24 protein-coding genes and 1 tRNA gene are annotated in these 20998 nt (G+C 70.4%); 11 read left to right on the forward strand and 14 right to left on the reverse strand.

Going from position 1 to position 20998, the window contains the following annotated elements:
* Positions 1-148: 148 nt before the first annotated feature.
* Complete coding sequence (locus VF612_RS13840) at positions 149-361, forward strand: hypothetical protein (protein ID WP_408660436.1); 213 nt, start codon at positions 149-151, stop codon at positions 359-361.
* Here the strand turns inward: VF612_RS13840 and VF612_RS13845 are convergent.
* Positions 358-780 (reverse strand): ankyrin repeat domain-containing protein, encoded by a 423-nt coding sequence (locus tag VF612_RS13845; protein ID WP_408660437.1) that lies wholly within the window; start codon positions 778-780, stop codon positions 358-360. The genes VF612_RS13840 and VF612_RS13845 overlap by 4 nt on opposite strands.
* 56 nt (positions 781-836) lie before the next feature.
* Here VF612_RS13845 and VF612_RS13850 point away from each other — a divergent pair, with 56 nt between their 5' ends.
* Together VF612_RS13850 and VF612_RS13855 are read left to right on the forward strand one after the other, a co-directional pair.
* On the forward strand, positions 837-1307 hold the full coding sequence (locus VF612_RS13850) for a Fur family transcriptional regulator (RefSeq protein ID WP_408660438.1): 471 nt from the start codon (positions 837-839) through the stop codon (positions 1305-1307).
* Positions 1304-2959 (forward strand): catalase, encoded by a 1656-nt coding sequence (locus VF612_RS13855; protein WP_408660439.1) that lies wholly within the window; start codon positions 1304-1306, stop codon positions 2957-2959. Before VF612_RS13850 ends, VF612_RS13855 begins: the two co-directional genes overlap by 4 nt.
* An 85-nt stretch (positions 2960-3044) precedes the next feature.
* Here VF612_RS13855 and VF612_RS13860 read toward each other — a convergent pair whose 3' ends face one another.
* Positions 3045-3398: a hypothetical protein gene (locus VF612_RS13860; RefSeq protein ID WP_408660440.1), complete on the reverse strand. Its 354-nt coding sequence runs from the start codon at positions 3396-3398 to the stop codon at positions 3045-3047.
* A gap of 73 nt (positions 3399-3471) precedes the next feature.
* Between VF612_RS13860 and VF612_RS13865 the strand changes: the two genes are divergently transcribed.
* Entirely contained in the window at positions 3472-3675 is a 204-nt protein-coding gene (locus VF612_RS13865) for a DUF2945 domain-containing protein (protein WP_408660464.1), read from the forward strand.
* Positions 3676-3738: 63 nt separating this feature from the next.
* Here VF612_RS13865 and VF612_RS13870 read toward each other — a convergent pair whose 3' ends face one another.
* The 6 genes from VF612_RS13870 to VF612_RS13895 form a co-directional block, all read right to left on the reverse strand.
* Positions 3739-4461, reverse strand: a complete 723-nt coding sequence (locus VF612_RS13870) for a hypothetical protein (protein WP_408660441.1) — start codon at positions 4459-4461, stop codon at positions 3739-3741.
* A gap of 132 nt (positions 4462-4593) precedes the next feature.
* Complete coding sequence (locus VF612_RS13875) at positions 4594-5760, reverse strand: NAD(P)/FAD-dependent oxidoreductase (RefSeq protein ID WP_408660442.1); 1167 nt, start codon at positions 5758-5760, stop codon at positions 4594-4596.
* On the reverse strand, positions 5757-6107 hold the full coding sequence (locus VF612_RS13880; protein ID WP_408660443.1) for a bifunctional 3-phenylpropionate/cinnamic acid dioxygenase ferredoxin subunit: 351 nt from the start codon (positions 6105-6107) through the stop codon (positions 5757-5759). The genes VF612_RS13875 and VF612_RS13880 overlap by 4 nt, the downstream gene beginning before the upstream one ends.
* A 108-nt stretch (positions 6108-6215) precedes the next feature.
* Positions 6216-6857 (reverse strand): LutC/YkgG family protein, encoded by a 642-nt coding sequence (locus VF612_RS13885; RefSeq protein ID WP_408660444.1) that lies wholly within the window; start codon positions 6855-6857, stop codon positions 6216-6218.
* On the reverse strand, positions 6854-8326 hold the full coding sequence (locus tag VF612_RS13890; protein WP_408660445.1) for a LutB/LldF family L-lactate oxidation iron-sulfur protein: 1473 nt from the start codon (positions 8324-8326) through the stop codon (positions 6854-6856). The genes VF612_RS13885 and VF612_RS13890 overlap by 4 nt, the downstream gene beginning before the upstream one ends.
* Complete coding sequence (locus VF612_RS13895; RefSeq protein WP_408660446.1) at positions 8323-9069, reverse strand: (Fe-S)-binding protein; 747 nt, start codon at positions 9067-9069, stop codon at positions 8323-8325. The genes VF612_RS13890 and VF612_RS13895 overlap by 4 nt, the downstream gene beginning before the upstream one ends.
* A 153-nt stretch (positions 9070-9222) precedes the next feature.
* Between VF612_RS13895 and VF612_RS13900 the strand changes: the two genes are divergently transcribed.
* Together VF612_RS13900 and VF612_RS13905 are read left to right on the forward strand one after the other, a co-directional pair.
* Positions 9223-10602 carry a nuclease-related domain-containing protein gene (locus tag VF612_RS13900; protein WP_408660447.1) on the forward strand — a complete coding sequence of 460 codons (1380 nt, stop codon included), beginning with the start codon at positions 9223-9225 and terminating at the stop codon, positions 10600-10602.
* Between the two features lie 144 nt (positions 10603-10746).
* The gene (locus tag VF612_RS13905; RefSeq protein WP_408660448.1) at positions 10747-12477 is read left to right on the forward strand and encodes a S8 family serine peptidase; all 1731 of its coding nucleotides are present in this window, start codon (positions 10747-10749) and stop codon (positions 12475-12477) included.
* 81 nt (positions 12478-12558) lie between these two features.
* Here the strand turns inward: VF612_RS13905 and VF612_RS13910 are convergent.
* Positions 12559-12631 (reverse strand) — tRNA-Thr (locus tag VF612_RS13910).
* Between the two features lie 156 nt (positions 12632-12787).
* On the opposite strand from VF612_RS13910, the gene VF612_RS13915 reads away from it, so the two are divergent.
* Together VF612_RS13915 and VF612_RS13920 are read left to right on the forward strand one after the other, a co-directional pair.
* Positions 12788-13468, forward strand: coding sequence for a lysophospholipid acyltransferase family protein (locus tag VF612_RS13915; RefSeq protein ID WP_408660449.1), 681 nt, complete (start codon positions 12788-12790; stop codon positions 13466-13468).
* A 47-nt stretch (positions 13469-13515) separates the two neighbouring features.
* The gene (locus VF612_RS13920; RefSeq protein ID WP_408660450.1) at positions 13516-14082 is read left to right on the forward strand and encodes a GNAT family N-acetyltransferase; all 567 of its coding nucleotides are present in this window, start codon (positions 13516-13518) and stop codon (positions 14080-14082) included.
* A gap of 36 nt (positions 14083-14118) precedes the next feature.
* On the opposite strand, the gene VF612_RS13925 is transcribed toward VF612_RS13920, so the two are convergent.
* Positions 14119-14811, reverse strand: a complete 693-nt coding sequence (locus VF612_RS13925) for a lysozyme (RefSeq protein ID WP_408660465.1) — start codon at positions 14809-14811, stop codon at positions 14119-14121.
* 405 nt (positions 14812-15216) lie between these two features.
* On the opposite strand from VF612_RS13925, the gene VF612_RS13930 reads away from it, so the two are divergent.
* Positions 15217-16332 carry an ABC transporter ATP-binding protein gene (locus tag VF612_RS13930; RefSeq protein WP_408660451.1) on the forward strand — a complete coding sequence of 372 codons (1116 nt, stop codon included), beginning with the start codon at positions 15217-15219 and terminating at the stop codon, positions 16330-16332.
* A 163-nt stretch (positions 16333-16495) separates the two neighbouring features.
* On the opposite strand, the gene VF612_RS13935 is transcribed toward VF612_RS13930, so the two are convergent.
* Genes VF612_RS13935 through VF612_RS13945 form a run of 3 tightly spaced genes read right to left on the reverse strand, consistent with a single transcriptional unit; the run spans position 16496 to position 19032 of the window.
* A complete protein-coding gene (locus VF612_RS13935; RefSeq protein ID WP_408660452.1) occupies positions 16496-17374 on the reverse strand; it encodes a sucrase ferredoxin in 879 nt (292 codons plus the stop codon).
* Positions 17367-18686, reverse strand: coding sequence for a cupin domain-containing protein (locus VF612_RS13940; RefSeq protein WP_408660453.1), 1320 nt, complete (start codon positions 18684-18686; stop codon positions 17367-17369). Before VF612_RS13940 ends, VF612_RS13935 begins: the two co-directional genes overlap by 8 nt.
* A gap of 7 nt (positions 18687-18693) precedes the next feature.
* On the reverse strand, positions 18694-19032 hold the full coding sequence (locus tag VF612_RS13945) for a hypothetical protein (protein WP_408660454.1): 339 nt from the start codon (positions 19030-19032) through the stop codon (positions 18694-18696).
* A gap of 253 nt (positions 19033-19285) precedes the next feature.
* Between VF612_RS13945 and VF612_RS13950 the strand changes: the two genes are divergently transcribed.
* Positions 19286-20146, forward strand: coding sequence for a metallophosphoesterase family protein (locus VF612_RS13950; RefSeq protein ID WP_408660455.1), 861 nt, complete (start codon positions 19286-19288; stop codon positions 20144-20146).
* 31 nt (positions 20147-20177) lie between these two features.
* Complete coding sequence (locus tag VF612_RS13955; RefSeq protein ID WP_408660456.1) at positions 20178-20747, forward strand: GNAT family N-acetyltransferase; 570 nt, start codon at positions 20178-20180, stop codon at positions 20745-20747.
* A gap of 6 nt (positions 20748-20753) precedes the next feature.
* On the opposite strand, the gene VF612_RS13960 is transcribed toward VF612_RS13955, so the two are convergent.
* Entirely contained in the window at positions 20754-20954 is a 201-nt protein-coding gene (locus VF612_RS13960) for an MbtH family protein (protein ID WP_408660457.1), read from the reverse strand.
* Positions 20955-20998: the final 44 nt, after the last annotated feature.

Here is a 20998-nt window from a genome sequence, read left to right on the forward strand (position 1 = left end):
AATACTTGCCTATCAGCAAGCATACGCTTATACGTCGAGAGCGGCTACCAACCGGCCTCGGCGCAGAACGCCGCAGCGACCATGCGGCGGCGCTTGATCTCCTCGGCTACCGTCCCCCTGGAAACCTGTCACCGCTGGAGGAGAGTCAATGAGCGAAACCACGCTCCACTACGGAATCGTCGGATTCACCGTCCAGGCGGACGCTGCCGGCATCAAGAAGCTCGGCGACGACATCAGCAGCGCCGTCCGTCAGGGCGGCAACTTCGTCACCATTCCAACCCCCACCGGGGACGTACGCGCGCTGTTCACTGCCGGAGTCCCCGTCTGGTTCACCGAGAGCGAGGGCCCGGAGCACCGCTAGTCCGGCGATCCACCATCGCTCGAAGACGAGCCGCGCTGCAGCAGCCGCAGCATCTCGGGAAGCTCGAAGAACTGCGCGACCTCGATCGCCGACCTGCCGCCGTGCCCGGGATCCGCTCCGGCCGCCAGCAGCATCTCGACGATGCCGCCGGTCTGGCAGAACACCGCGGCAGCCAGCGCCGTCTGGCCTCGGTCGTTCACCCGGGCGGTATCGGCGCCCCGGTCCAGCAGCAACCGGACCGTGTCGGGGTGGGCGTGATAGGCGGCCAGGATCAGCAACGAGTCGCCGGCCGAGTTGGTCAGGTTCACCGGCACGCCGGCATCGAGCAGCTTCGCCAGCCGCTCGGTCTGGCCGTTCCTGGCGAGATCGAGCACCTCCAGCAGGAAGCCGATCTCCTCGTCGCTCAGCGCTTCGGGCATCGGCCCAGCTTACCTCGGCTAGACTTGACTCGATCAAGAATAGGGGTCAAGGTGGGTTGGTGGACTCCTCGAGCGCGTTGCGGCAGGCAGGCCTCCGGGTCACCGCACAGCGCCGGGCCGTCCTGACGGCCCTGCAGGGCGCCGCGCACCCCACCGCCGCCGAGATCGCCTCGCGGCTCGTCGACCTCCCGGTGGGCATCGCCTCCGAGGTGTCGCGGCAAGGGCTCTACAACGTGCTCGACGATCTGACCCGGGTGGGCCTGGTGCGCCGCATCGAACCCGCCGGGTCGGCGACGAGGTACGAACTCCCGTCCGGTGACAACCATCACCATCTGGTGTGCCGGACCTGCGGGCGGATCGAGGACGTGGCGTGCGCGATCGGCGCCGCCCCGTGCCTGGACCTGCCGAACGGCAATCTGCTGGACAGCAAGGGCTTCCTCATCACCGAAGCCGAGATCACCTGGTGGGGAGAGTGCGCCGAGTGCGCCACATCCTCCCCGCTGCCAACCGAAGGAGCAGTCGCATGACAGACGTGGCCTCGCAGGGCTCTGCCGAGGGCGACACCCGACCGGTCCTGACGAACCGTCAGGGTCATCCCATCTTCGACAATCAGAACCAGCGCACCGTCGGAGCCCGCGGGCCCGCGACGCTGGAGAACTACCAGTTCCTGGAGAAGATCAGCCACTTCGACCGCGAGCGCATCCCGGAGCGGGTCGTGCATGCCCGCGGCGCCACGGCCTTCGGATACTTCGAGGCCTACGGCAGCCTGGGCGACCAGCCGATCGCGGACTTCACCCGGGCCAAGCTCTTCGGGGAGAAGGGCAAGCAGACCGAGCTCGCGGTCCGGTTCTCCACGGTGGCCGGCGGCCGGGACTCCTCCGAGCTGGCCCGGGACCCGCGCGGCTTCGCGGTGAAGCTCTACACCGAGGAGGGCAACTGGGACCTGGTCGGCAACAACCTCGCGGTGTTCTTCATCCGCGACGCCATCAAGTTCCCCGACTTCATCCACTCCCAGAAGCCGGACCCGGTGAACTTCGAGCGGCAGGTCCCCAACCGGGTGTTCGACTTCATCAGCCAGACGCCCGAAGCGATGCACATGGTCACCATGGTGTTCAGCCCGCGGGGCCTGCCGGCCTCGTACCGCACCATGCAGGGCTTCGGCGTCAACACCTACAAGTGGGTCAACGCCGCCGGTGACACCAAGCTGGTCAAGTACCACTGGATCCCCAAGCAGGGCGTGAAGTCGCTGACCGCCGCGCAGGCCGCCGAGTTGCAGGGGCAGGAGCTCGGCTACCACACCAAGGACCTCTACGACGCCATCGAGCGCGGTGAGTACCCGGAGTGGGAGCTGCGGGTCCAGCTGATGGACGACCACGATCACCCCGAGCTGGACTGGGACCCGCTGGACGACACCAAGGTGTGGCCCGAGAACGACTTCCCGCTCCGGCCGGTCGGGCGGATGGTGCTCAACCGCATTCCGGAGAACTTCTTCGCCGAGAGCGAGCAGATCGCCTTCGGCACCGGCGTGCTGGTCGACGGCCTGGACTTCAGCGACGACAAGATGCTGGTCGGCCGGACGTTCAGCTACAGCGACACCCAGCGCTACCGGGTCGGCCCGAACTACCTGCAGCTGCCGGTGAATCAGGCCAAGCACGCCACGGTCCGGACCAACCAGCGCGACGGGCAGATGACGTACTACCAGGACGGCGCCGGGGAGAACCCGCACGTGAACTACGAGCCCTCGATCATCGGCGGGCTGCGGGAGGCGCAGTACCCGACCCATGACGAGCAGGGACCGGAGATCGCCGGCCGGCTGACCCGCAAGCGGATCCCCCGCACCGACGACTACCGGCAGGCCGGCGAGCGCTTCCTGCTGTCGGAGCCGTGGGAGCAGGACGACCTGGTGGCCAACCTGGTCGGCGCGCTCAGCCAGTGCGACCGGGCCATCCAGGAGCGGATGGTCTGGCACTTCTTCCTCTGCGAAGACGAGTACGGCCGCCGGGTCGGTGAAGGCCTCGGCATCACCGCCGACGACGTCCGGCACCTGCCGCCGCTGCAGAGCCAGACGCTGACCGAGCAGGAGAAGGAGCGGCTGGCCAACCTCGGCAAGAACGGCTCGCGCGATGTCACCGGATTGGTCATGACCCACTGCGTGCCGAACGAGCAGTACTCCGGCTGAGTCGGGCGAGCAGAAGGGCCGTCCTGCGCCGAGCGCGGGACGGCCCTTCTGGCGGTTCTGGCCTGAGGCGGTCGTCCGGCCGGGCTCAGCGGTCGGGAGCCGGCTCAGGCCGCGGCGCCGGCTCGAGGTCGAAAGCGGACCCGGTGTCGGGAACAGGCTCGGAGTCGGACTCAGCGGCCCATTCCATCCGGTACCGCAGCATGGTGGGGTTGAACTCGATGCCGGCCTGGCTGGCCTGCTCGGCTGACAGCAGGTCGGTCTGCGGATCGCCGTCCGGATGGCTCAGCATCGCCTCCTCGGTCTCGATGACCTGCGGCTCGGCGGTGTAGCCGAGTTCAGCGGCCGCAACCCGGCCGGAGTGCAGGGCCGATTCGAGGATCGACAGGTCGCCATTGAGCGGAACGGTGCCCTGGTAGGTCCAGGTCGGTAGTTGGGTCATGACGCCACTGTCTCATCCCGATGCGCTCCCGCGCTGCCCGAGCTCCTCCGCCAGGAGTTGTACGGTGGAAAACATGGCGCTCAGCAAGGGTGATCGGGTCACCTGGAACACCTCGCAAGGCAAGACACAGGGGCATACGGTCGAGAAACGGACAGCGCCCTTCACCCACGACGGGCAGAAGTTCAACGCCTCGTCGGACGAGCCGTACTGGATAGTGCAATCGGAGAAGTCCGGCGCCAAGGCCGCGCACAAGGAGTCCTCGCTAACCGCGGACTGACCCAGACTGACTGAGCACGGACGGACCACGGCCTGACCTCGGCCTGACCTCGTACTGACCGGCTCAGGCAGTGGCCTGCCACGGCACGGGCGCCGCCCGCAGCGACCGCAGCATCCCGCTGGGGTCCTCGCTCTTGGCGATCGTCGTCCCGATCAGCACCCCGTCGGCGCCGGCCCGCGCCGCGCCCTCGATATCGCGGCGGCAACTGTAGGAGCTCTCCAGCAGGATCAGCATGTCCGGTGGAGCCATGCTTGCCAGCACCTGCCCATAGCTGGCCGACGGCCCCTCCAGCCGCAGCGCGGCGATCCCGCGGCAGTTGATGCTGACGGCGGCGGCCTCGAGCTCCACTGCCTGCTCCAGCTGCTGGGCGTTGTGCACGGCGATCACGACTTCAAGCCCCAGCTCTTGCGCCCGTGCCTTCATCGCGGCGAACAGGCCGGGATCGACGGAGGCGCTGATCGCCAGCTGCACCGCATCGGAGCCGGCCTCGGCCGACTCGTCCATCTGGTCGACGGCATCGAAGAACTCCTTGCGCATCAAGGGAACCGGTGACAGCTGGCGGATCCGCCGCGCGGTCTCGATGCTGCCGTCGAAATAGACCGGATCGGTCGGGGTGGACAGCGCATCGACCCCGCCGCCGACCAGCGCGCAGACGTAGGGCTCCAGCCGCTCGCTGGAGATCAGCTCACCGTCGCGGGGTGACCGGCGCTTGACGTCGACCATCAGCGCCGGCGAGCCGGCGGACCGAGCCGTGGCCAGCACCTGGAACAGACTGCGGCTCTGCATCGCGTGCCTCCTGACACCGGACCGCCGAAGCCGGGCGGCCGGTTATGACAGGGCAAGCCTGGCAGTCCTGTGGCGTGGGTCACCTCTTTGGCGCTGCCCTAACGCTGACCTCAGCCAGCCCGCGATGCCGGGTCAGCCCGGCTCGCCAGCCGGGCGGGCGGCCAGCTGCTTGCGCCAGCGAAGGAAGGACCGGGCGTGTCCCAGCGCGAGCACCGCGACCGGGTGGCCGGCCCGGCGGTAGACCGCCAGGAAGTCATGGTCGGCCACCGCGCCCTCCTCGACGGTGACCGAGTCGGCGCCCGTGGTGCGACCGGCCAGCTGCAACGTCTTTCCGTACTGGTCGGACCAGAAGTACGGCGGGCGGCCCTCGGCTCGCTGCTGGCCGCCGGACAGCAGCGTGCCGGCGGCGATGACCGCGCGCTCACGGGCGCCGGTCCAGTGCTCGAGCCGGTGGTAGGCGCCGAGCTCCGGCTCGTACCAGCTCGCGCAGTCCCCGACCGCGACGACGGCAGGGATGTCGGTCATTCCGTAGGCGTCGCACCGCACGCCGGTGGCGACCTGCAACCCCGAGCCGGCGAGCCATTCGACGTTGGGCTGGACGCCGACCCCGACCAGCACCACGTCGGCGGGGATGACCCGCCCGTCGGCGAGTTCGACACCGGTCACCTGCTGATGTCCGAGCAGCCGGCTGACACCCACGCCGCACAGCAGCCGCACCCCGTGCGCGGCGTGCAGCCCGGCGATCACGGCGCCGAGCTCGTTGCCCAGCACCGCGCTCAGCGGGGCGGGCAGGGCCTCGATGACCGTGACGTCCAAGCCGGCGGTCCGGGCCGTGGAGGCCACCTCGGCGCCGATGAAGCCCGCCCCGACGACCACCAGCCGGGCGCCGGGCAGCAGCCGGGCGCGCAGCGCCAGCGCATCATCGAGCGTGCGCAGCACCTGGACGCCGGGCAGCGCCGGCCACGGCATCCGGGGCCTGGCGCCGGTGGCCAGGACCACGCCGTCGACGGTCACCTCGCTGCCGTCGGACAGCTCCACGGCACGGCTGCCGGGATGCAGGCCGGTGGCCGCGACGCCGGTCCGCCAGTCCGCGTCCAGGGTTTCCCCCGCGCTCAGCAGGCCGATCTCAGCCTCGGTCACCTCGCCGGCCAGGAATGACTTCGACAGCGGCGGCCGGTCATAGGGCGGCCGGGTCTCCTCGCTGATCAGCACCAGGCCGCCGTCGTAACCCTGCTTGCGCAGCGCCCGGGCGGCCGACAGCCCTGCCAGTGATCCGCCGACGACGGCGATCCGCTTCACGGGCCGGTGGCGAGGATGGCGCCCGGCTGCTCGACCGGCGCGTCGGTGGAGACGGTGAGATAGATGTCGCCGTCGACGACGCTCACCTGGTGGGTCCGGATCGGCTTGGTGGCCGGCGGCCCGTCCGGCTGGCCGGTTCGCAGGTCGAAGCGGGTGTGGTGCAGGGGGCATTCCACCTCGCACTCGTCGAGCCAGCCATCGGCGAGCGAGGCGTTCTGATGGGTGCAGGTGTCATCGACGGCGAACAGCTCACCGTCTTCGGTATGGAAGATCGAGATCGCCGGCTTCAGCTCCAGCCGCCGGATCTCACCGGGCGGCAATTCCGCGAGCGGGCAGACTCGGATCATGGTGGATCACCTCGGGGTAGGGGACTTCAGGAGCACCAGCGAAAGCCTAGGTTGCGGCTTTCGGCCTGCACAACAAAGTGCGCACTACGCAACAAACGCCGTGGCGCCTCAGCCGTCACCCTCGACGAGGATCACATCGAGCGTGCGCGGGCCGTGCACGCCTTCGACCCGGTTGAGCTCGATGTCGCTGGTCGCGCTCGGGCCGCTGATCCAGGTCAGCGGCCGCCGGGGATCCAGCCGGGCCACCGCCTCGGGCACGCCGGCCACCACCTGATCGGCTCTCAGCACGATGAGCAGGTAGTCGGGCACCAGGCTCACCGCCCGGCGGCCCTGGCCCGGGCCGGAGTCGAGCACGAGGGTCCCGGTCTCGGCGATGGCCAGCGTGCAGGTGCACAGCACGCCGTCGATCCGGTCCAGCTGCGCGGGGGTCAGCGTCTCGTCGGCGAGACGCAGCGCGCGGGTATCGCTCAGCCATCGTTCGGGAAAGCCGTCAGGCGCCAGCACCGACTCGATGCCGTGCTCGGTCAGCCGCCGCGCGAGCAGCGCCGCGACGCCGGCCTCCTGGCAGCGGGAGACCGTGGCGCGGTAGTCCACCAGCCGGTCGACCAGCAGGTCCACCAGCTCCGGGATCGAGGGGGCAGCATCCCCGGCACGCCGGTACCGCCGCGGGATCTCAGCCCGCGGCCGACCGTCGCCCGGTGCCAGCGCGCCGGCGATCCGGGCCAGGACCTCGTCCCGCGCGCCCGTCATCCCTGCCCGGCCCACCAGTCGCGGAACGACTGCTCCGGCGGCGTCGGCAGGTCCCTGGACCTCGTCCAGGCCGACAGGGGCGGCGGCAACAGCCGGCGGCCGGCCGCGGACCTGCTCAGCCGGGACAGCCCCGCCAGCCGGCCCAGCCGGGCAGCGCGCAGCAACCAGGTCCAGCGCCGCCGGCCGCCCATCGCCCAGGACGCGGCCGCCATGCCGGCTGCCTCCGGACCGGGCAGCCGATGGCTGCTGGCGTTGTCCTGGTTGACCCGGCTCCGCAGGTGAACCAGCATCGACGGGATGTCGATGGCCACCGGGCAGACGTCGTAGCACGCGCCGCAGAGCGTCGAGGCGAACGGCAGGCTGGGATTGTCGGCCACCCCGGTCAGCTGGGGCGACAGCACCGCCCCGATCGGGCCGGGATACACCGAGCCGTAGGCGTGGCCACCGGTGCGCTCGTAGACCGGGCAGACGTTGAGACAGGCCGAGCACCGGATGCAGCGCAGCGCCGAGCGGCCCCGCTCGTCGGCCAGCGTCGCGGTACGGCCGTTGTCCAGCAGCACCAGGTGGAACTGCGCCGGCCCGTCGCCGGGATGCACCCCCGTCCACATCGAGGTGTAGGGGTTCATCCGCTCCCCGGTCGCCGATCGCGGCAACAGCTGCAGGAACACCTCCAGATCGGTGAAGCTCGGCAGCAGCTTCTCGATGCCCATCACGGTGATCAGGGTGTCCGGCAGCGTCAGGCACATCCGGCCGTTGCCCTCGGACTCGACGACCATCAACGTGCCGGTCTCGGCGATGGCGAAGTTCGCGCCGCTGATCGCCACCTTGGCGGTCAGGAACTTCTGCCGCAGGTACCGGCGGGCCGCCTCGGCCAGCGCGGCCGGGTCATCGGTCAGTCCCGGCTCCACGCCGGCCATCTCGGCCAGGAAGATGTCGCGGATCTCGGTCCGGTTGCGGTGGATCGCGGGCACCAGGATGTGGCTCGGCCGGTCGTGGCCCAGCTGCACGATCAGCTCGGCCAGGTCCGTCTCGAACGCGAGGATGCCGGCCTCGGCCAGCGCCTCGTTCAGGCCGATCTCCTGGGTCGCCATCGACTTGACCTTGACGACCTCGCGGGATCCGGTAGCCGCGACCAGGCCGGTGACGATCCGGTTCGCCTCGGTCGCGTCCCGGGCCCAGTGCACCACCCCACCGCGCTCGGTGACCCGCGCTTCGAGCTGGAGCAGGTAGCCGTCCAGGTTGGCCAGCACGTCGTCCTTGATCGCCGCGGCAGCGGTCCGCAGCTCCTGCCAGTCATCGAGCTCGGCCACCGCCGCGGCGCGCTTGGCGCGGATGATGCTGGTGGCGTTGGCCAGATTGCGCCGGAGCTGGCCGTTGCCCAGCGCCGTCTCGGCGGCGCGCGGGAACGGCTCGGAGCCGCGCAGCTGCCCCACCCCGGGCGGCGCGGTCGGCATGCCCAGATACGTCATGCCAGCGCCGGCTCGGATCGGGTGCTGGCCAGGATCTGCGCCAGGTGCAGGGTGCGGGCGCCGACGTGCAACCGCGACAGCCCGCCGCCGATGTGCATCAGGCACGAGGAGTCCCCCGCCGCGCACACCGCAGCGCCGGTGTCCCGGATCGCCGCCACCTTGTCGGCCAGCATCGCCGAGGACACCGCGCTGTTCTTCAGGGCGAAGGTGCCGCCGAAGCCGCAGCAGGACTCAGCGGCGGACAGCTCGGCGAGCTCGATCCCGTCGACAGCCCGCAGCAGCGCCATCGGCTTGCCGCCGACCCGCAGCAGCCGCAGCGAGTGGCAGGTCGGGTGGTAGGTCACCCGGTGCGGAAAGTACGCGCCGACATCGATCACCCCGGTGACGTCGACCAGGAACTCCGACAGCTCGTAGGTCCGGGCTGCAACCCCCTCAGCGGCGGCCGCCAGCCGCTCGTCGCCGAAGCGGCGGGCGGTGTCGGCGTGCTGATGCCGGATCGATCCGGCGCACGAGCCGCTCGGCGCCACGATCGCGTCGAACCCGGCGAACACCCGCACGTGGCGGCGGATCAACGGCAACGCCTCGGCGGGATAGCCGGTGTTCAGGTGCATCTGCCCGCAGCAGGACTGGTCCTGCGGAAAGACCACCTCATGGCCCAGCCGCCGCAGCACCCGCACCGTGGCCCGGGCGACGTCGGGAAACAGGCCGTCCACCAGGCAGGTCGCGAACAGTGCGACTCTCATTCCAGGCCCTCCTGCTCGACGGCCGGCCGGCTGCCCGGTGTGCCAGCAGGCTACCGCCTGCCTCCGGACGGCTGCCGAAGTCGTTCGGGCACCGGCATTGCCCTTGATTCAGCCCGCTGCCTGTCGATTACACAGGGGACGACGAGGAGAGGCATGGCCGCCGAAGGTGGGTCCGCCCGGGAGAAGGCCGAGACGCTGCGACAGCGGGCGGCCGAGGCCCGGCTCAAGGCTGACCGTATGGAGGCCAGCGCAGGACGCTGGGAAGCCGGCGTGCTGGGCGAGGAGCGGGTCGCCGCGGCCCTGGCGCCGCTGGAGGGCGAGCACTGCCGGGTGTTGCATGACCGGCTGCTCTACCCGCGGCAGTCCCGGGTCAACCTCGACCACATCGTGGTGTCGGTGGCGGGCAACTACCTCATCGACGCCAAGAACTGGTCCGGCCTGGTGACCGCGGAAGAAGGTGGCCTGCGCCAGCGGATACCCACCGGCCACTGGGTGCTCGACGGCAAGGTGGACAACGTCCGCCGGATGGCCGCCCAGATGGAGACCGGCACCTCCTCGGTGATCGAGCCCGTCATCTGCCTGGCGGGCGAGCACGCGGCGGAGTTCGGCGAGCCGAAGGTGGTCCGCGGCGTGTACATCGTGCCCGTCGGCCAGCTCGCGCAGTGGCTGCTGGCCCAGCCGCGCAAACCCGACCCGGTCGACCTCGACGCCGAGCTCGCCCGGATGGCTGCCTGCTTCCCGTCGGCCACCGACCCCGCCTACCTCTCCAGCGCCCCGATGCTGTCCGGGTTCGCCAGCACCGGCCGGGGCAGCGCGCGTCCCGCCCCGGTCCGGAGCAAGCCCGCCCCGCCGAAGCACGGCACGGGCCGGAGCCGGCGCGCCGTGGGCCTTCCCGCCGTCTCCCTTCCCGCCGTCTCCCTTCCTGCCCGAGGATTTCGCGCCCGAGGACTTCGCCGCTCGGCCGGCGTGCTGCTGACGGTGGCGCTGATCCTGTCACTGATCACGCCCGCAGGCCTGCGGCTCTGGCGCTCCGGCGCGGACGCCGCCGGAAACCTGTTCGCGCAGCAGGTCAGCTCCGCGACGAAGCCCGCTGCCAAGGCCTGGGTCCCGCCGTGCACCGCCGTGACCGACGCCGTGGTGGCCGAGGCCGTCGGTCACAAGGTGTACCGGTACGTCAACGGAGCAGCTGACGTCTGCACCTGGGGTTTCGTGCCCCGGCCCAATCCCACCGCACCGGGCAGCCTCCGGATCGCCACCGGATGGACCGCGAAGAACGGCGGCTACCCGGTCGGGAAGGGCGCCCGGTTCACCCAGACGGCCACCAGCCAGGTGCTGACGGTTCCGCAACGGGCTGCCGTGCCGGGCTCGACTGCCGCGCCGGCCTCGATCACCCAGCCGATGGTGCTGGTCCTGACCTGGCGGTCCAGCCCGGTCAGCTCGGCGCAGGCTCGCAAGGCGGTCACCCTGTTGGCCGGCGAGGTCGCCAAGCACCTGCCGACCGGGCCAGGAGCCACCCGGATCGTGCGCCGCTAACTCCGCGGACTGCGGCTTACTGGCTCCAACCCTGGCGAGAAAAAGCTCGCCGCTCTCACAGGGGGTTCCTATTTTCCTGCCTGGTGCCTACATTGACGCCATGTGTGGGCGCGTTCTGCGCCCCGAAGGAGGAGCTACCCCAATATGCGTAAATCTCGCATTATAGTCGCGCTCGCGGCCGCAGCACTGGCCGTACCGGCATTCGCCGTCAGCAGCGCAGGCGCCGCGTCCCAGGGCGCCCAGTCCAGCGAGGGCGCGGAGACGTCCTACGTCGTTCTCGCCAAGAACGGCGGGTCAGCCGAGGCGCTGGCCAAGCAGCTGAGCGCCGCCGGCGCGACCGTCACCTCGGTGAACCAGGCCATCGGACTGGTCACCGTCACCTCACGCGACACCGCGTTCACCTCGCACGCCCGCGGGCTCGGCGTCGCCGGCGTCGGCCGTGACCGCTCGATCGGTTACAGCCCCAAGGCGCTCACCCCCAACAAGGCGGTCGAGAAGGAGGCCCACCTGGCCCGGGGCAAGGCGACGGCCTCGTCGAACGGACATGCGTACGGGAAGTCGAAGGGAAAGTCGAACAAGCCGGCCGACCCGCTGGACAGCCTGCTCTGGGGCATGGACATGATCAATGCCCCTGAAGCACACGCGATCGAGCGTGGCGACCACCGGGTCACCGTGGGCATCCTCGACACCGGAGTCGATGGCAACCACCCCGACCTGCACTCCAACTTCAGCAAGAAGCTGTCGCGCAACTTCACCACCGACATGCCCGACATCGACGGTCCGTGCGAGTTCGCCGGCTGCGTCGACCCGGCGAACTGGGACGACAACGGGCACGGCACCCACACCGCCGGCACCGTCGGGGCCGCCCTCAACGGCATGGGCCTCAGTGGCGTCGCTCCTGGCATCACCCTGGTGAACATCCGCGGCGCCCAGGACAGCGGCTACTTCTTCCTCGGCCCGGTCACCACCGCTCTCACCTACGCCGGCGACGTCGGCCTCGACGTGGTCAACATGTCGTTCTACCTCGACCCGTGGCTCTACAACTGCGCCGGCGGAGCGCCGGAGGACAGCGCCGCCGCGGCAGCCGACCAGGCCGTCATCATCGAGGCGATGAACCGCGCGCTGAACTACGCCCACGGACACAACGTCACGCTGGTGAACTCGGCGGGCAACAGCCACGACGACATGGCCAACCCGCGCCATGACTTCTCCAGCCCGGACTACGGGGCAGACCCCTACGAGCGCACCATCAGCAACGCCACCTGCGTCAACCTGCCGGCCGAGGGACCGCACGTGCTCGGCATCTCCTCGCTCGGCCCGTCGGGCAAGAAGTCGGACTTCTCCAACTACACCACCGACCTCACCTCCGGCGAGGTCGACTTCTCCGCTCCGGGTGGCTGGTTCCGCGACGGCTTCGGCACGCCGAGCTACCGGACCAACGAGAACCAGATCCTCTCCACCGCGCCTACCCACGTGCTCCAGGCAGAAGGCCTGGTTGACGCGGACGGCAACATCACCGAGGACGGCGAAGCCCTCGGTATCAAGAAGGACTGCAACGACGAGGGTGTGTGCGGCTTCTACCAGTACCTGCAGGGCACCTCGATGGCATCGCCGCACGCTGCCGGCGTTGCCGCCCTCGCGGTCAGCGCGCACGGAAGCAAGGACTCCGCGCACCGTGGGCTGACCATGGAGCCGAACGCGGTGGCCGCGCTGATGGCCGCGACCGCGATCGACCACGCCTGCCCCGCGGGCGGCGTGCAGTCCTACACCCAGGAAGGCCGGTCGGCCGAGTTCACCGCCACCTGCGTCGGAACCCCCGAGTACAACGGGTTCTATGGCGCGGGCATCGTGAACGCCCTGGGGGTCGTCCAGTAAGCCCCTGAGATACCAGCAGTACGCCAGTGCGGCGGCGGCCTCCGGGTCGCCGCCGCGCTGTCATGTCTGAACCCATTCCTGAGCCGACGAGGAGACTTGAACTCCTAACCGCCCGATTACAAGTCGGGTGCGCTACCAATTGCGCCACGCCGGCCGGCGCGAGCAACCGCCCGCGAGCCTCGGCCATCCTAGTCCGAGGCGGCCGGGCGCCGGACCGGAGCGCAGCTGCCCGGCACCCACCTGTCAGCCGATTCACCCCGCCGGGTACCAATGACCTACTACCGAGGAGCAGCCACCGAGGGAGCCGACGATGACCCGAGCACACAAGCCCAAGGCCGGTTTCTGGATCCGGCTCTGCGTCGTGATCATCTACCCGCTCGACTCGCTGCTGTTCAAGCTCCGCTGGCACCACCTGGACCGGATTCCCGCCTCCGGCGGCGTCCTGATCGCCGTCAATCACATCTCCCAGGCCGACACCGCGACGATGGCCCGGCTGATCTGGCAGTCCGGCCGGATCCCTCGCTTCCTGATCAAGTCCAGCGTGTTCGGCTGGCCGGTCATCGGCCGCATCATGGCCGGCGCCGGCCAGATCCCGGTGCGCCGCTCCAGCAGCCAGGCCGCCGATTCGCTGCGGGCGGCCGAGCAGGCGCTGCGCGAGGGCGAGTGCGTGATCATCTACCCCGAGGGCACCATCACCTCCGATCCGGACTACTGGCCGATGCAGGCCAAGACCGGCGTCGCCCGGCTGGCGCTGGCCTGCCCGGAGGTGCCCGTCCTGCCGATCGGCCAGTGGGGCGCGCACCGCACCCTGCGACGCGGTGGCCGGTTCCGGCCGGTCCCCCGGCACCGGCACGAGGCCAGCGTCGGCGAGCCGCTGGACCTGTCGAAGTACCACGACGTCGAGCCGACCGCCGAGGTGCTGCGGACGGTCACCGACGAGATCATGGCAGCGGTGACCGCACAGGTCGAGTGGTTGCGCGCGGCCGAGTGAAGGAAATTCGGTGGCGTGAGCCCGGCGATGGCCGCCACGATCACCGGATGCCCCAGTTGGTCGAACCCAGCGCCGCCCTGGCGGAGTCGTTCCGATCCGCGATGGTCGACTTCGCCGCCGAGGGCCGCGGCGGTCCGCAGGATCATTCGGCCCTGGGCCACGACCTGACCGGCTTCGCCGCGCAGTGGCACACGCCGCAGGGCTTCGAGCGGTTCCTGGCCGAGCTGCGCCAGGCGGGCGACACCTCGGTGCCCCCGCCGCCCAACCGGGTGCACAGCAGCACCTACTGGTGGGCCGAGGGGGCGGAGTACCTGGGCAGCATCCGGATCCGGCACGCGCTCACCCCGCAGCTGCTCGAGGCCGGCGGGCACATCGGCTACGACGTGGCGCCGCGTGCCCGGCGGCGGGGCCACGGCACCGCGATGCTGCGGGCGGCGCTGCCGATCGCGGCGCGGATAGGGCTGGATCAGGTGCTGATCACCTGTGAAACCGACAATGTCGGCTCCCGCCGGGTGATCGAGGCCAACGGCGGGGTCCTGGAGGACGAGCGGTCGGGCATGCTGCGGTTCTGGGTGCCGACCATGCCGCGGGCGGCCACCGGAACGAGCCGGTGACCGCCCGCGGTCTTGCCCAAGGTCAGCCGACGGAGCTCAGTCGGGGTTCCTGGCCAGCGCCTGCAGCTGGGTGTAAGAGCCGTTGAAGTAGTTCTGGTCGCCCGGGTAGATGCCGCGGTCCGAGTACTGCCACATGGTCCAGGTGTAGGTGCCGGCCGGCGGGGTCGGCGGGGTGGAGCTGTAGCGCGCGATCCAGAACGGGTTGGTGGCGGCGAACGCGCTGGTGTTGCCGGTGCAGGTGGTCCACCAGTCCAGCGTGGTGTAGATCATCGGGTACTTGTTGGTGCGGTAGTGGACCCGGTCGGAGAAGGCCCGGATCCAGCTGACCATCGAGGCCTGGGACAGCCCGTAGCAGGTGGAGCCGTAGGGGTTGTACTCGATGTCCAGCGCCGGGGGCAGGGTCTTGCCGTCGCCCGACCAGCCACCGCCGTTGTTGACGAAGTAGTCGGCCTGGGTGGCGCCGCCGGAGTTGTTCGGCAGCGCGAAGTGGTAGGCGCCGCGGATCATGCCCACGTTGTAGGAGCCGTTGTACTGCTGGGCGAAGTAGGGGTTCTTGTAGCTGGTGCCTTCGGTCGCCTTGACGTAGGCGAACCGGGCGCCGTTGTTCCACGCGGTCGACCAGGCGACATTGCCCTGGTGGCCGGAGACGTCCATACCGGGGACGTAGGTGGCAGCGGTGGCCTGACTGGAGCCGAGGACGAGCGCGGTGACCATTCCGGCGCCGACCATGAGGGTGGCTACGGCGGCGCCGAGGATGCTGCGTACCCGGCGGGCACGCGGCTGTGTTTGGTTCATACGTTCTCCTTGGTGAACGGGACGGCGGCGGGGGGATGCCGCAACGGGGTTTGCGTCCGTAAATATGGATATATCGTGCGGTGCAGTCAAATCGAAATGATCACCAGAAACACACCTACATGTGATGTCTGCAGCGCAGGCTTCGACGCGCGGCAGGCCTGGCGTGCCTTGACTGCCGGCCCGGCACCTGACCTAATGAAGCCAGACCGCGATGCCGGTCGGGGTCGCCGCCTTCGTTCGGTGGAGGCGGATCCCGGCGCCGACCGGAATGCCGTGAGGCTCGCGCACCCGCGCGCAGCCCGTACCCGGTGCGGTCACACAACACCGAAAGGAATCAGCATGGCCGAAGTCCAGTACGTGGAAGCCTCGCGTATCTACCCGGGGAACCCGGTCCCCGCAGTCAACCGGCTCAACCTCGATGTCGCCGACGGCGAGTTCGTCGTCCTGGTCGGGCCGTCCGGATCAGGCAAGTCGACCGCGCTGCGGATGCTCGCAGGCCTCGAGGATGTCGACCAGGGCGAGATCCGGATCGGCGGCGTGGACGTCTCGCAGAAGCCGCCGAAGGACCGCGACATCGCGATGGTGTTCCAGAACTACGCCCTGTACCCGCACATGTCGGTCGCGGAGAACATGGGTTTCGCGCTCAAGCTCAAGGGCGTCTCCAAGGAGGAGCGGGCCTCGAAGGTGCTCGCCGCCGCCAAGCTGCTCGACCTGGAGCCCTACCTCGACCGCAAGCCCAAGGCGCTTTCCGGTGGCCAGCGGCAGCGGGTCGCGATGGGCCGTGCCATCGTCCGGGAGCCCAGCGTGTTCCTGATGGACGAGCCGCTGTCCAACCTCGACGCCAAGCTGCGGGTGGAGACCCGCGCGAACATCGCCGCGCTGCAGGCCCGGCTCGGCACCACCACGATCTACGTCACCCACGACCAGGTCGAGGCCATGACGATGGGCGACCGGGTGGCGCTGCTCAAGGACGGCATCCTGCAGCAGGTCGACACCCCGCGAAACCTCTATGACCACCCGGGCAACGCCTTCGTGGCCGGCTTCATCGGCTCGCCGGCGATGAACCTGGTCAAGGTGCCGTTCACCGAGAACGGCGGCGAGCTGGGCGGGCTCAGGATCCCGATCCAGCCGGATGCCGCCGCGGCGGCGCGGGCGGCCGGGCTGAAGGAGATCATCCTCGGCATCCGGCCGGAGTCCTTCCACGCCTCGGAGAACGGCCAGGGCCTCAAGCTCAAGGCGACCCTGGTCGAGGAGCTCGGCGCCGACGCCTTCGTCTACGGCGAGCTGCCCGGCACCAAGACCCACGACGTCGGCGACGACGGCGGCGCCAAGCCGTTCACCGTCCGCTTCGACGGCCGGGTGCCTCCGAAGATCGGCAACGAGATCACCCTGGACGTCCGGACCGAGGAGACGCACGCGTTCAACCCGGAGACCGGCGAGCGTCTCGGCGCCTAGCGGCCGCCGGCAAGGCAGCAGAGGGGGACGTCGGCTCGCGGCCGGCGTCCCCTTCTGGTTCCTCCGTCCTGGCTCGGGTCGCTCACGTGCCGGAACGGGTCAGTCCACGTGCCGGACGGGTCAGTCCACGTGCCGGAACGGGTCAGTCCACGTGCCGGACGGCTCAGTCGGCCCGCAACCACAGCGGGTGGTAGCTGAGCGGCACCTTGGCCTTGACGTCCCGGCAGGTGAGGATCGCCGGCGCACCCGTCACCCGCTGCACGGCGACCGTGCAGGAGCCGTCCGGCACCGCCAGCCGGACCAGCTGCACGCCCGGCGGCGAGCCCTGCACCTCCAGCACCTGGACGACGCCTCCGGACGTCAACCGGAGTTCCCGCTGGGCATGCACCACGGCGGCCTGCGCGGCGGCTGGCAGGCCGATCTGGCCGCGCAACCGGTTCGGCAGCACCTGCCCGGCCTCGGCCGCCGACGCCAGGGCAACGGGGTCGGTGATCCGGCCGTACAGCTGGCCGGTGGGCAGCACCAGCACGTTGGCTGCGAACCGGTCGCCCCCGACATGGCTGCATTCCCATGCCCGGCCGGGGCACAGCCGGGCGAGGGCGGTGGCGACCGGACGTCCCTCGATGGCGCAGCACATGTCCCGGGTGCCGTGCGCGCACACCGCGTACACCGGCCGGGTGTCGGTGGCCTGCTCGGCCAGCGCCACCGGATCGAGCTCGAGCAGCTCGTCTGCTGCCTGGTAGGTCCCCCAGACGATGCCCTGCCGGCCTGGCCGGCAGTCGGCGAATCCCCAGCTGCGCTGAACCGGTGCCGGGTAGCGGCCGGGCCGGCGGATCGCCAGCACCCGGACGCCCTGCTGGCCCAGCGTGCCGATCAGCTGCTGCGCGACCCGCGGATCGAACCGGGAATCGGCCAGGCCGCCGACTCCCCACCCGCCGGGCTGCTCGACGAGCAGCACCCTGCTGGCCGGAAAGGCGGTGCCGAGCATCTCATCGTTCCGGGCGATCGCCGCCAGCGCGCACCGGTTGGGCCGGTCAAGCACCGCGCTCGGGCACCAGGATCGCGGCGGTGAGCAGCGTGCGGACCAGGGTCAGCGCGGCCTCGGCGTCCAGCCCCGGCAACGCTGCCGCGCTCACCGGCTCGCCGGACAGCACCAGCTTGAGGGCGGCCTCAGCCGACAGCGGCAGGCTCAGGCTGGTGTCGATGGCCTTGACCAGCACCGCATCGGGCCTGCGTTCCAGCCGAGCCCGCAGGCCCGCACGAAGCCGGAACGAAGCCGACGGCGTCAGGGCGGCCAGCGCCGCCAGCTGCGCCATCGGCTCGATCGGCTCCGGACGGGTGCTGCCGGCCAGCTCGTCGGCAAGCCGGCCGGCCACCTGGGGCAACCGTCCTTCCTCGGCGAAGGCCGCGAACGCATGCACGGTCTCGCGCAGCTGATCGGCCAGCCGCGCCTCGGCGGCCAGGTCACCGCCCAGCGGCAGCGAGGCCCGCAGCTTCGGGTCCGTGGCCGCCTCGGCCAGCAGGTGCTTGAGCAGGCTGTGCCGGGTCACCGGGTGCACGCCGACGGTCAGGTGGATCGAGGTCTCACCCTGCGCCGTCGCGGAGTGGATGAACCCCCGCGGCAGGTACAGCGCATCGCCGGGCTGCAGCATGAGGTCGAGCAACGGTGGCTCGGCCGCCCGGGTCGTGACCGCTGCCCGGCGCTGCTCCCAGTCCTGGCCGGGCAGCGGATCGGTGAGCACCGGCTGGTGGACCACCCAGCGCTTGTGGCCGGCGATCTGCAACACGAAGACGTCATGGGTGTCGTAGTGCGGCGCGAAGCCCTGGTTCTGCGGCGGGGTCAGGTAGCAGTTGATCTGGACGGGGTGCCCCAGTTCGGTGCTCAGCGTGCTGCCGAAGCGCACCAGCGGCGGCCAGGTGCGGTGCAGCGCCTGCAGCACCAGGGTGGCGCCGTCGGCGACCAGCCCGAGCACCTTGTCGTCGGCGACCTGATCGGTCACGCCGGCCCCGACGCCGCCGGACCGGGTGAACTCCCGAGCGGGAATCACCTTGCCCTGCTTGGCGATCCGGAGGAACGGAGTCCGCAGCCCGCGCCGGGACAGCAGCTCATCGATCGCCGCGACATCGAGCAGGTCGGAGTAATCAGCGCCGCTCTCGGCGGCGGGGGTGAGCAACGGTCGCGCGGACCAGTACTCGGCGGCGAACCGCTCGGCCGGGATGGCGATGCAGCGCGCCAGAGCGCTGGTCGCTACGGCGTCGGACGGTAGGGCGTCGGACGGCAGGGCATCCGACGGCAGGGCGTCGGGCGGCAGGGCGTCGGGCAGGGCGGCGCCGACCGGGTCGGCGCCGCCCATCGGCCGTTCAGTACTCAGGCGCTGCCGCCCGTCCCACGGTCGGGTCAACCGGCGCCATTATCGGAGATGATTTCGTCCGAGCGGCCACCGTCCGCTCCGCCATCGGCTCCGCCGTCACCCGCGCCACCATCGGCTCCGCCGTCTGCGCCACCGTCACCCGCGCCGCCGTCAGCGCCGCCATCGGCACCGCCGTCACCCGCGCCACCGTCAGCGCCGCCGTCGGCACCACCGTCACCCGCGCCACCGTCAGCGCCACCGTCGGCGCCACCGTCGGCGCCACCGTCACCCGCACCGCCAGCGCCGCCATCGGCGCCACCGTCCTGCACACCGGCCATGCCGTCAGCACCGCCGTCAGCGGTTCCTTCGGTTTCCGTCATAGTGCTACTCCTCATCAAGGGCAGGCAGCGCCGGACAGCCCGGCGGCCAGGTAAGGGCACGCTACTCGGCCCGGTTCCCTACGCTAGCGACGAACCCCGTCCAGCGACAGCGATCGCCCTGCCACACCGTTATGATCGTGAGCGAACGCCTGCCGCCCCGGTGGCGAACTCTGGGGGTGGGGTTGTGCTCGCCAGCATCGGCCCGTACGTAGCGTGGTCCCCATGAGCGCCGGCACGTTGTACGCCATCAGCGATTTGCACGTCGGTCAAGCGGGAAACCGGGCCGTAGTGGAGAATCTGCGGCCGACGTCGGAGCAGGACTGGCTCATCGTCGCTGGTGACGTGGGCGAGATCTTCGCCGACATCGAGTGGGTGCTGACGCTGTTGAGCACGCGCTTCGCCAAGGTGATCTGGGCGCCCGGCAACCACGAGCTGTGGACCGTCGACAATGACATCGTGCGGGCGCGCGGCGTCGCACGCTACGACGCGCTCGTGCAGTTGTGCCGCAGCCTCGGCGTCGCTACTCCCGAGGACGACTACCTGGTGTGGACGGGCGCCGGTGGCCCCGTCCTGGTCGTGCCGATGTTCCTGCTCTACGACTACTCCTTCCGCACGCCGGGCACGCTCACCAAGGACGAGTCGCTGCGCCGCGCCTACGAGTCCGGCGTCGTGTGCACCGACGAGATACTGCTGTCTCCCGAGCCCTATCCGAGTCGCGAGGCGTGGTGCGCCGACCGCGTCGCGATCACCGAGCGCCGCCTAGCCGAGCGCGATCCGAGCCTGCCGACCGTGCTGGTCAACCACTTCCCGCTGGTGCGCCAACTGACGCAGGTGCTGCGGTACCCCCAGTTCGCGCAATGGTGCGGCACCGAGCTCACCGCGGACTGGCACAAGCGGTTCGGCGCCGTCGCGGTGGTCTACGGCCACCTGCACATCCCGCGGGTGACCTGGATCGACGGCGTCTGCTTCCAGGAGCGCTCGGTGGGCTACCCGGAGGAGTGGGCACGGCGCGGCACGCGGGTGGACGGCCAGTGGCTGGAGCCCGTCCTGCCCCTGACGCGCCCGGAGCGTCGCGACCGGTAACCGCGTCCGGTAGCCGATTATGCTTGCGATCATGGCCTTCACCGTGCGTCCCGCGAAGTCGTTTGCCGACCTGTCGCAGGTAATCGGCCCCAAGAACCCGCAGGCATCTGTGTGCTGGTGCCTGAGCCACCGGGTCGACTCCAAGACCAACAAGGAGCTCGTCGGCCCGCAGCGCGGGGAATACATGAAGAAGCTGACCAAGCGCAAGGTCGCGCCGGGCGTCCTCGCCTACGACGGCTCCGAGCCGGTGGGCTGGGCGGCGGTCGCGCCGCGCGCGGACTTGCCGTTCGCGCGGTCGCGGACGATTCCGCATGTCGACGACCTGCCGGTCTGGTCGGTCTGGTGCCTGCGGGTGCGCGCGGGACACCGAGGCAAGGGCATCTCGCACGCCCTGCTCGACGGCGCGGTCGACTTCGCCCGCGAGCATGGCGCGCCGGCGATCGAGGGTTACCCGGTCGACAACAAGGGCGACAAGGTCGACATCACCATGGCCTACGTCGGCACCCGCTCGCTGTTCGAGGCATCCGGGTTCAAGGTGGCGAGCGAGACCTCGTCGGTGATCGCCGGGTTCCCCCGCGTTCTCATGCGCCGCGAGCTCTGATCCCGCTCAGACCATCTGCGGATCCCGCTGACGCAGGCTCAACGGACGCAGGTCCGTCCACACCGATGCGATGTGCGCCAGGCAGTCCTCCTTCGAGCCGCGGAAGTCGGCGGTACGCCACCCCGCGGGCAGCTCGCGGCCGACGAGCCAGATGGAGTACTGCTCCTCGTCGTTGACCACGACGTCATAGTTGCGTTCGCTGCTCACTGTCGCTCCTCACTGTTCCCGACTGGGTATTGGATGACCTGGGT

This window comes from Jatrophihabitans sp. (assembly GCF_036388195.1).
Taxonomy (GTDB): domain Bacteria; phylum Actinomycetota; class Actinomycetes; order Mycobacteriales; family Jatrophihabitantaceae; genus Jatrophihabitans_A.

What these genes read in the sequence shown, in the direction of transcription:
- VF612_RS13920 (WP_408660450.1), top strand. Translation starts at nt 13,516, where the DNA reads ATGCCCCAGTTGGTCGAACCCAGCGCCGCCCTGGCGGAGTCGTTCCGA.
- VF612_RS13895 (WP_408660446.1), bottom strand. Translation starts at nt 9,069, where the DNA reads ATGAGAGTCGCACTGTTCGCGACCTGCCTGGTGGACGGCCTGTTTCCC.
- VF612_RS13930 (WP_408660451.1), top strand. Translation starts at nt 15,217, where the DNA reads ATGGCCGAAGTCCAGTACGTGGAAGCCTCGCGTATCTACCCGGGGAAC.
- VF612_RS13900 (WP_408660447.1), top strand. Translation starts at nt 9,223, where the DNA reads ATGGCCGCCGAAGGTGGGTCCGCCCGGGAGAAGGCCGAGACGCTGCGA.
- VF612_RS13880 (WP_408660443.1), bottom strand. Translation starts at nt 6,107, where the DNA reads ATGATCCGAGTCTGCCCGCTCGCGGAATTGCCGCCCGGTGAGATCCGG.
- VF612_RS13905 (WP_408660448.1), top strand. Translation starts at nt 10,747, where the DNA reads ATGCGTAAATCTCGCATTATAGTCGCGCTCGCGGCCGCAGCACTGGCC.
- VF612_RS13955 (WP_408660456.1), top strand. Translation starts at nt 20,178, where the DNA reads ATGGCCTTCACCGTGCGTCCCGCGAAGTCGTTTGCCGACCTGTCGCAG.
- VF612_RS13940 (WP_408660453.1), bottom strand. Translation starts at nt 18,686, where the DNA reads ATGGGCGGCGCCGACCCGGTCGGCGCCGCCCTGCCCGACGCCCTGCCG.
- VF612_RS13950 (WP_408660455.1), top strand. Translation starts at nt 19,286, where the DNA reads ATGAGCGCCGGCACGTTGTACGCCATCAGCGATTTGCACGTCGGTCAA.
- VF612_RS13860 (WP_408660440.1), bottom strand. Translation starts at nt 3,398, where the DNA reads ATGACCCAACTACCGACCTGGACCTACCAGGGCACCGTTCCGCTCAAT.
- VF612_RS13855 (WP_408660439.1), top strand. Translation starts at nt 1,304, where the DNA reads ATGACAGACGTGGCCTCGCAGGGCTCTGCCGAGGGCGACACCCGACCG.
- VF612_RS13925 (WP_408660465.1), bottom strand. Translation starts at nt 14,811, where the DNA reads ATGGTCGGCGCCGGAATGGTCACCGCGCTCGTCCTCGGCTCCAGTCAG.
- VF612_RS13865 (WP_408660464.1), top strand. Translation starts at nt 3,472, where the DNA reads ATGGCGCTCAGCAAGGGTGATCGGGTCACCTGGAACACCTCGCAAGGC.
- VF612_RS13870 (WP_408660441.1), bottom strand. Translation starts at nt 4,461, where the DNA reads ATGCAGAGCCGCAGTCTGTTCCAGGTGCTGGCCACGGCTCGGTCCGCC.
- VF612_RS13915 (WP_408660449.1), top strand. Translation starts at nt 12,788, where the DNA reads ATGACCCGAGCACACAAGCCCAAGGCCGGTTTCTGGATCCGGCTCTGC.
- VF612_RS13890 (WP_408660445.1), bottom strand. Translation starts at nt 8,326, where the DNA reads ATGACGTATCTGGGCATGCCGACCGCGCCGCCCGGGGTGGGGCAGCTG.
- VF612_RS13845 (WP_408660437.1), bottom strand. Translation starts at nt 780, where the DNA reads ATGCCCGAAGCGCTGAGCGACGAGGAGATCGGCTTCCTGCTGGAGGTG.
- VF612_RS13885 (WP_408660444.1), bottom strand. Translation starts at nt 6,857, where the DNA reads ATGACGGGCGCGCGGGACGAGGTCCTGGCCCGGATCGCCGGCGCGCTG.
- VF612_RS13840 (WP_408660436.1), top strand. Translation starts at nt 149, where the DNA reads ATGAGCGAAACCACGCTCCACTACGGAATCGTCGGATTCACCGTCCAG.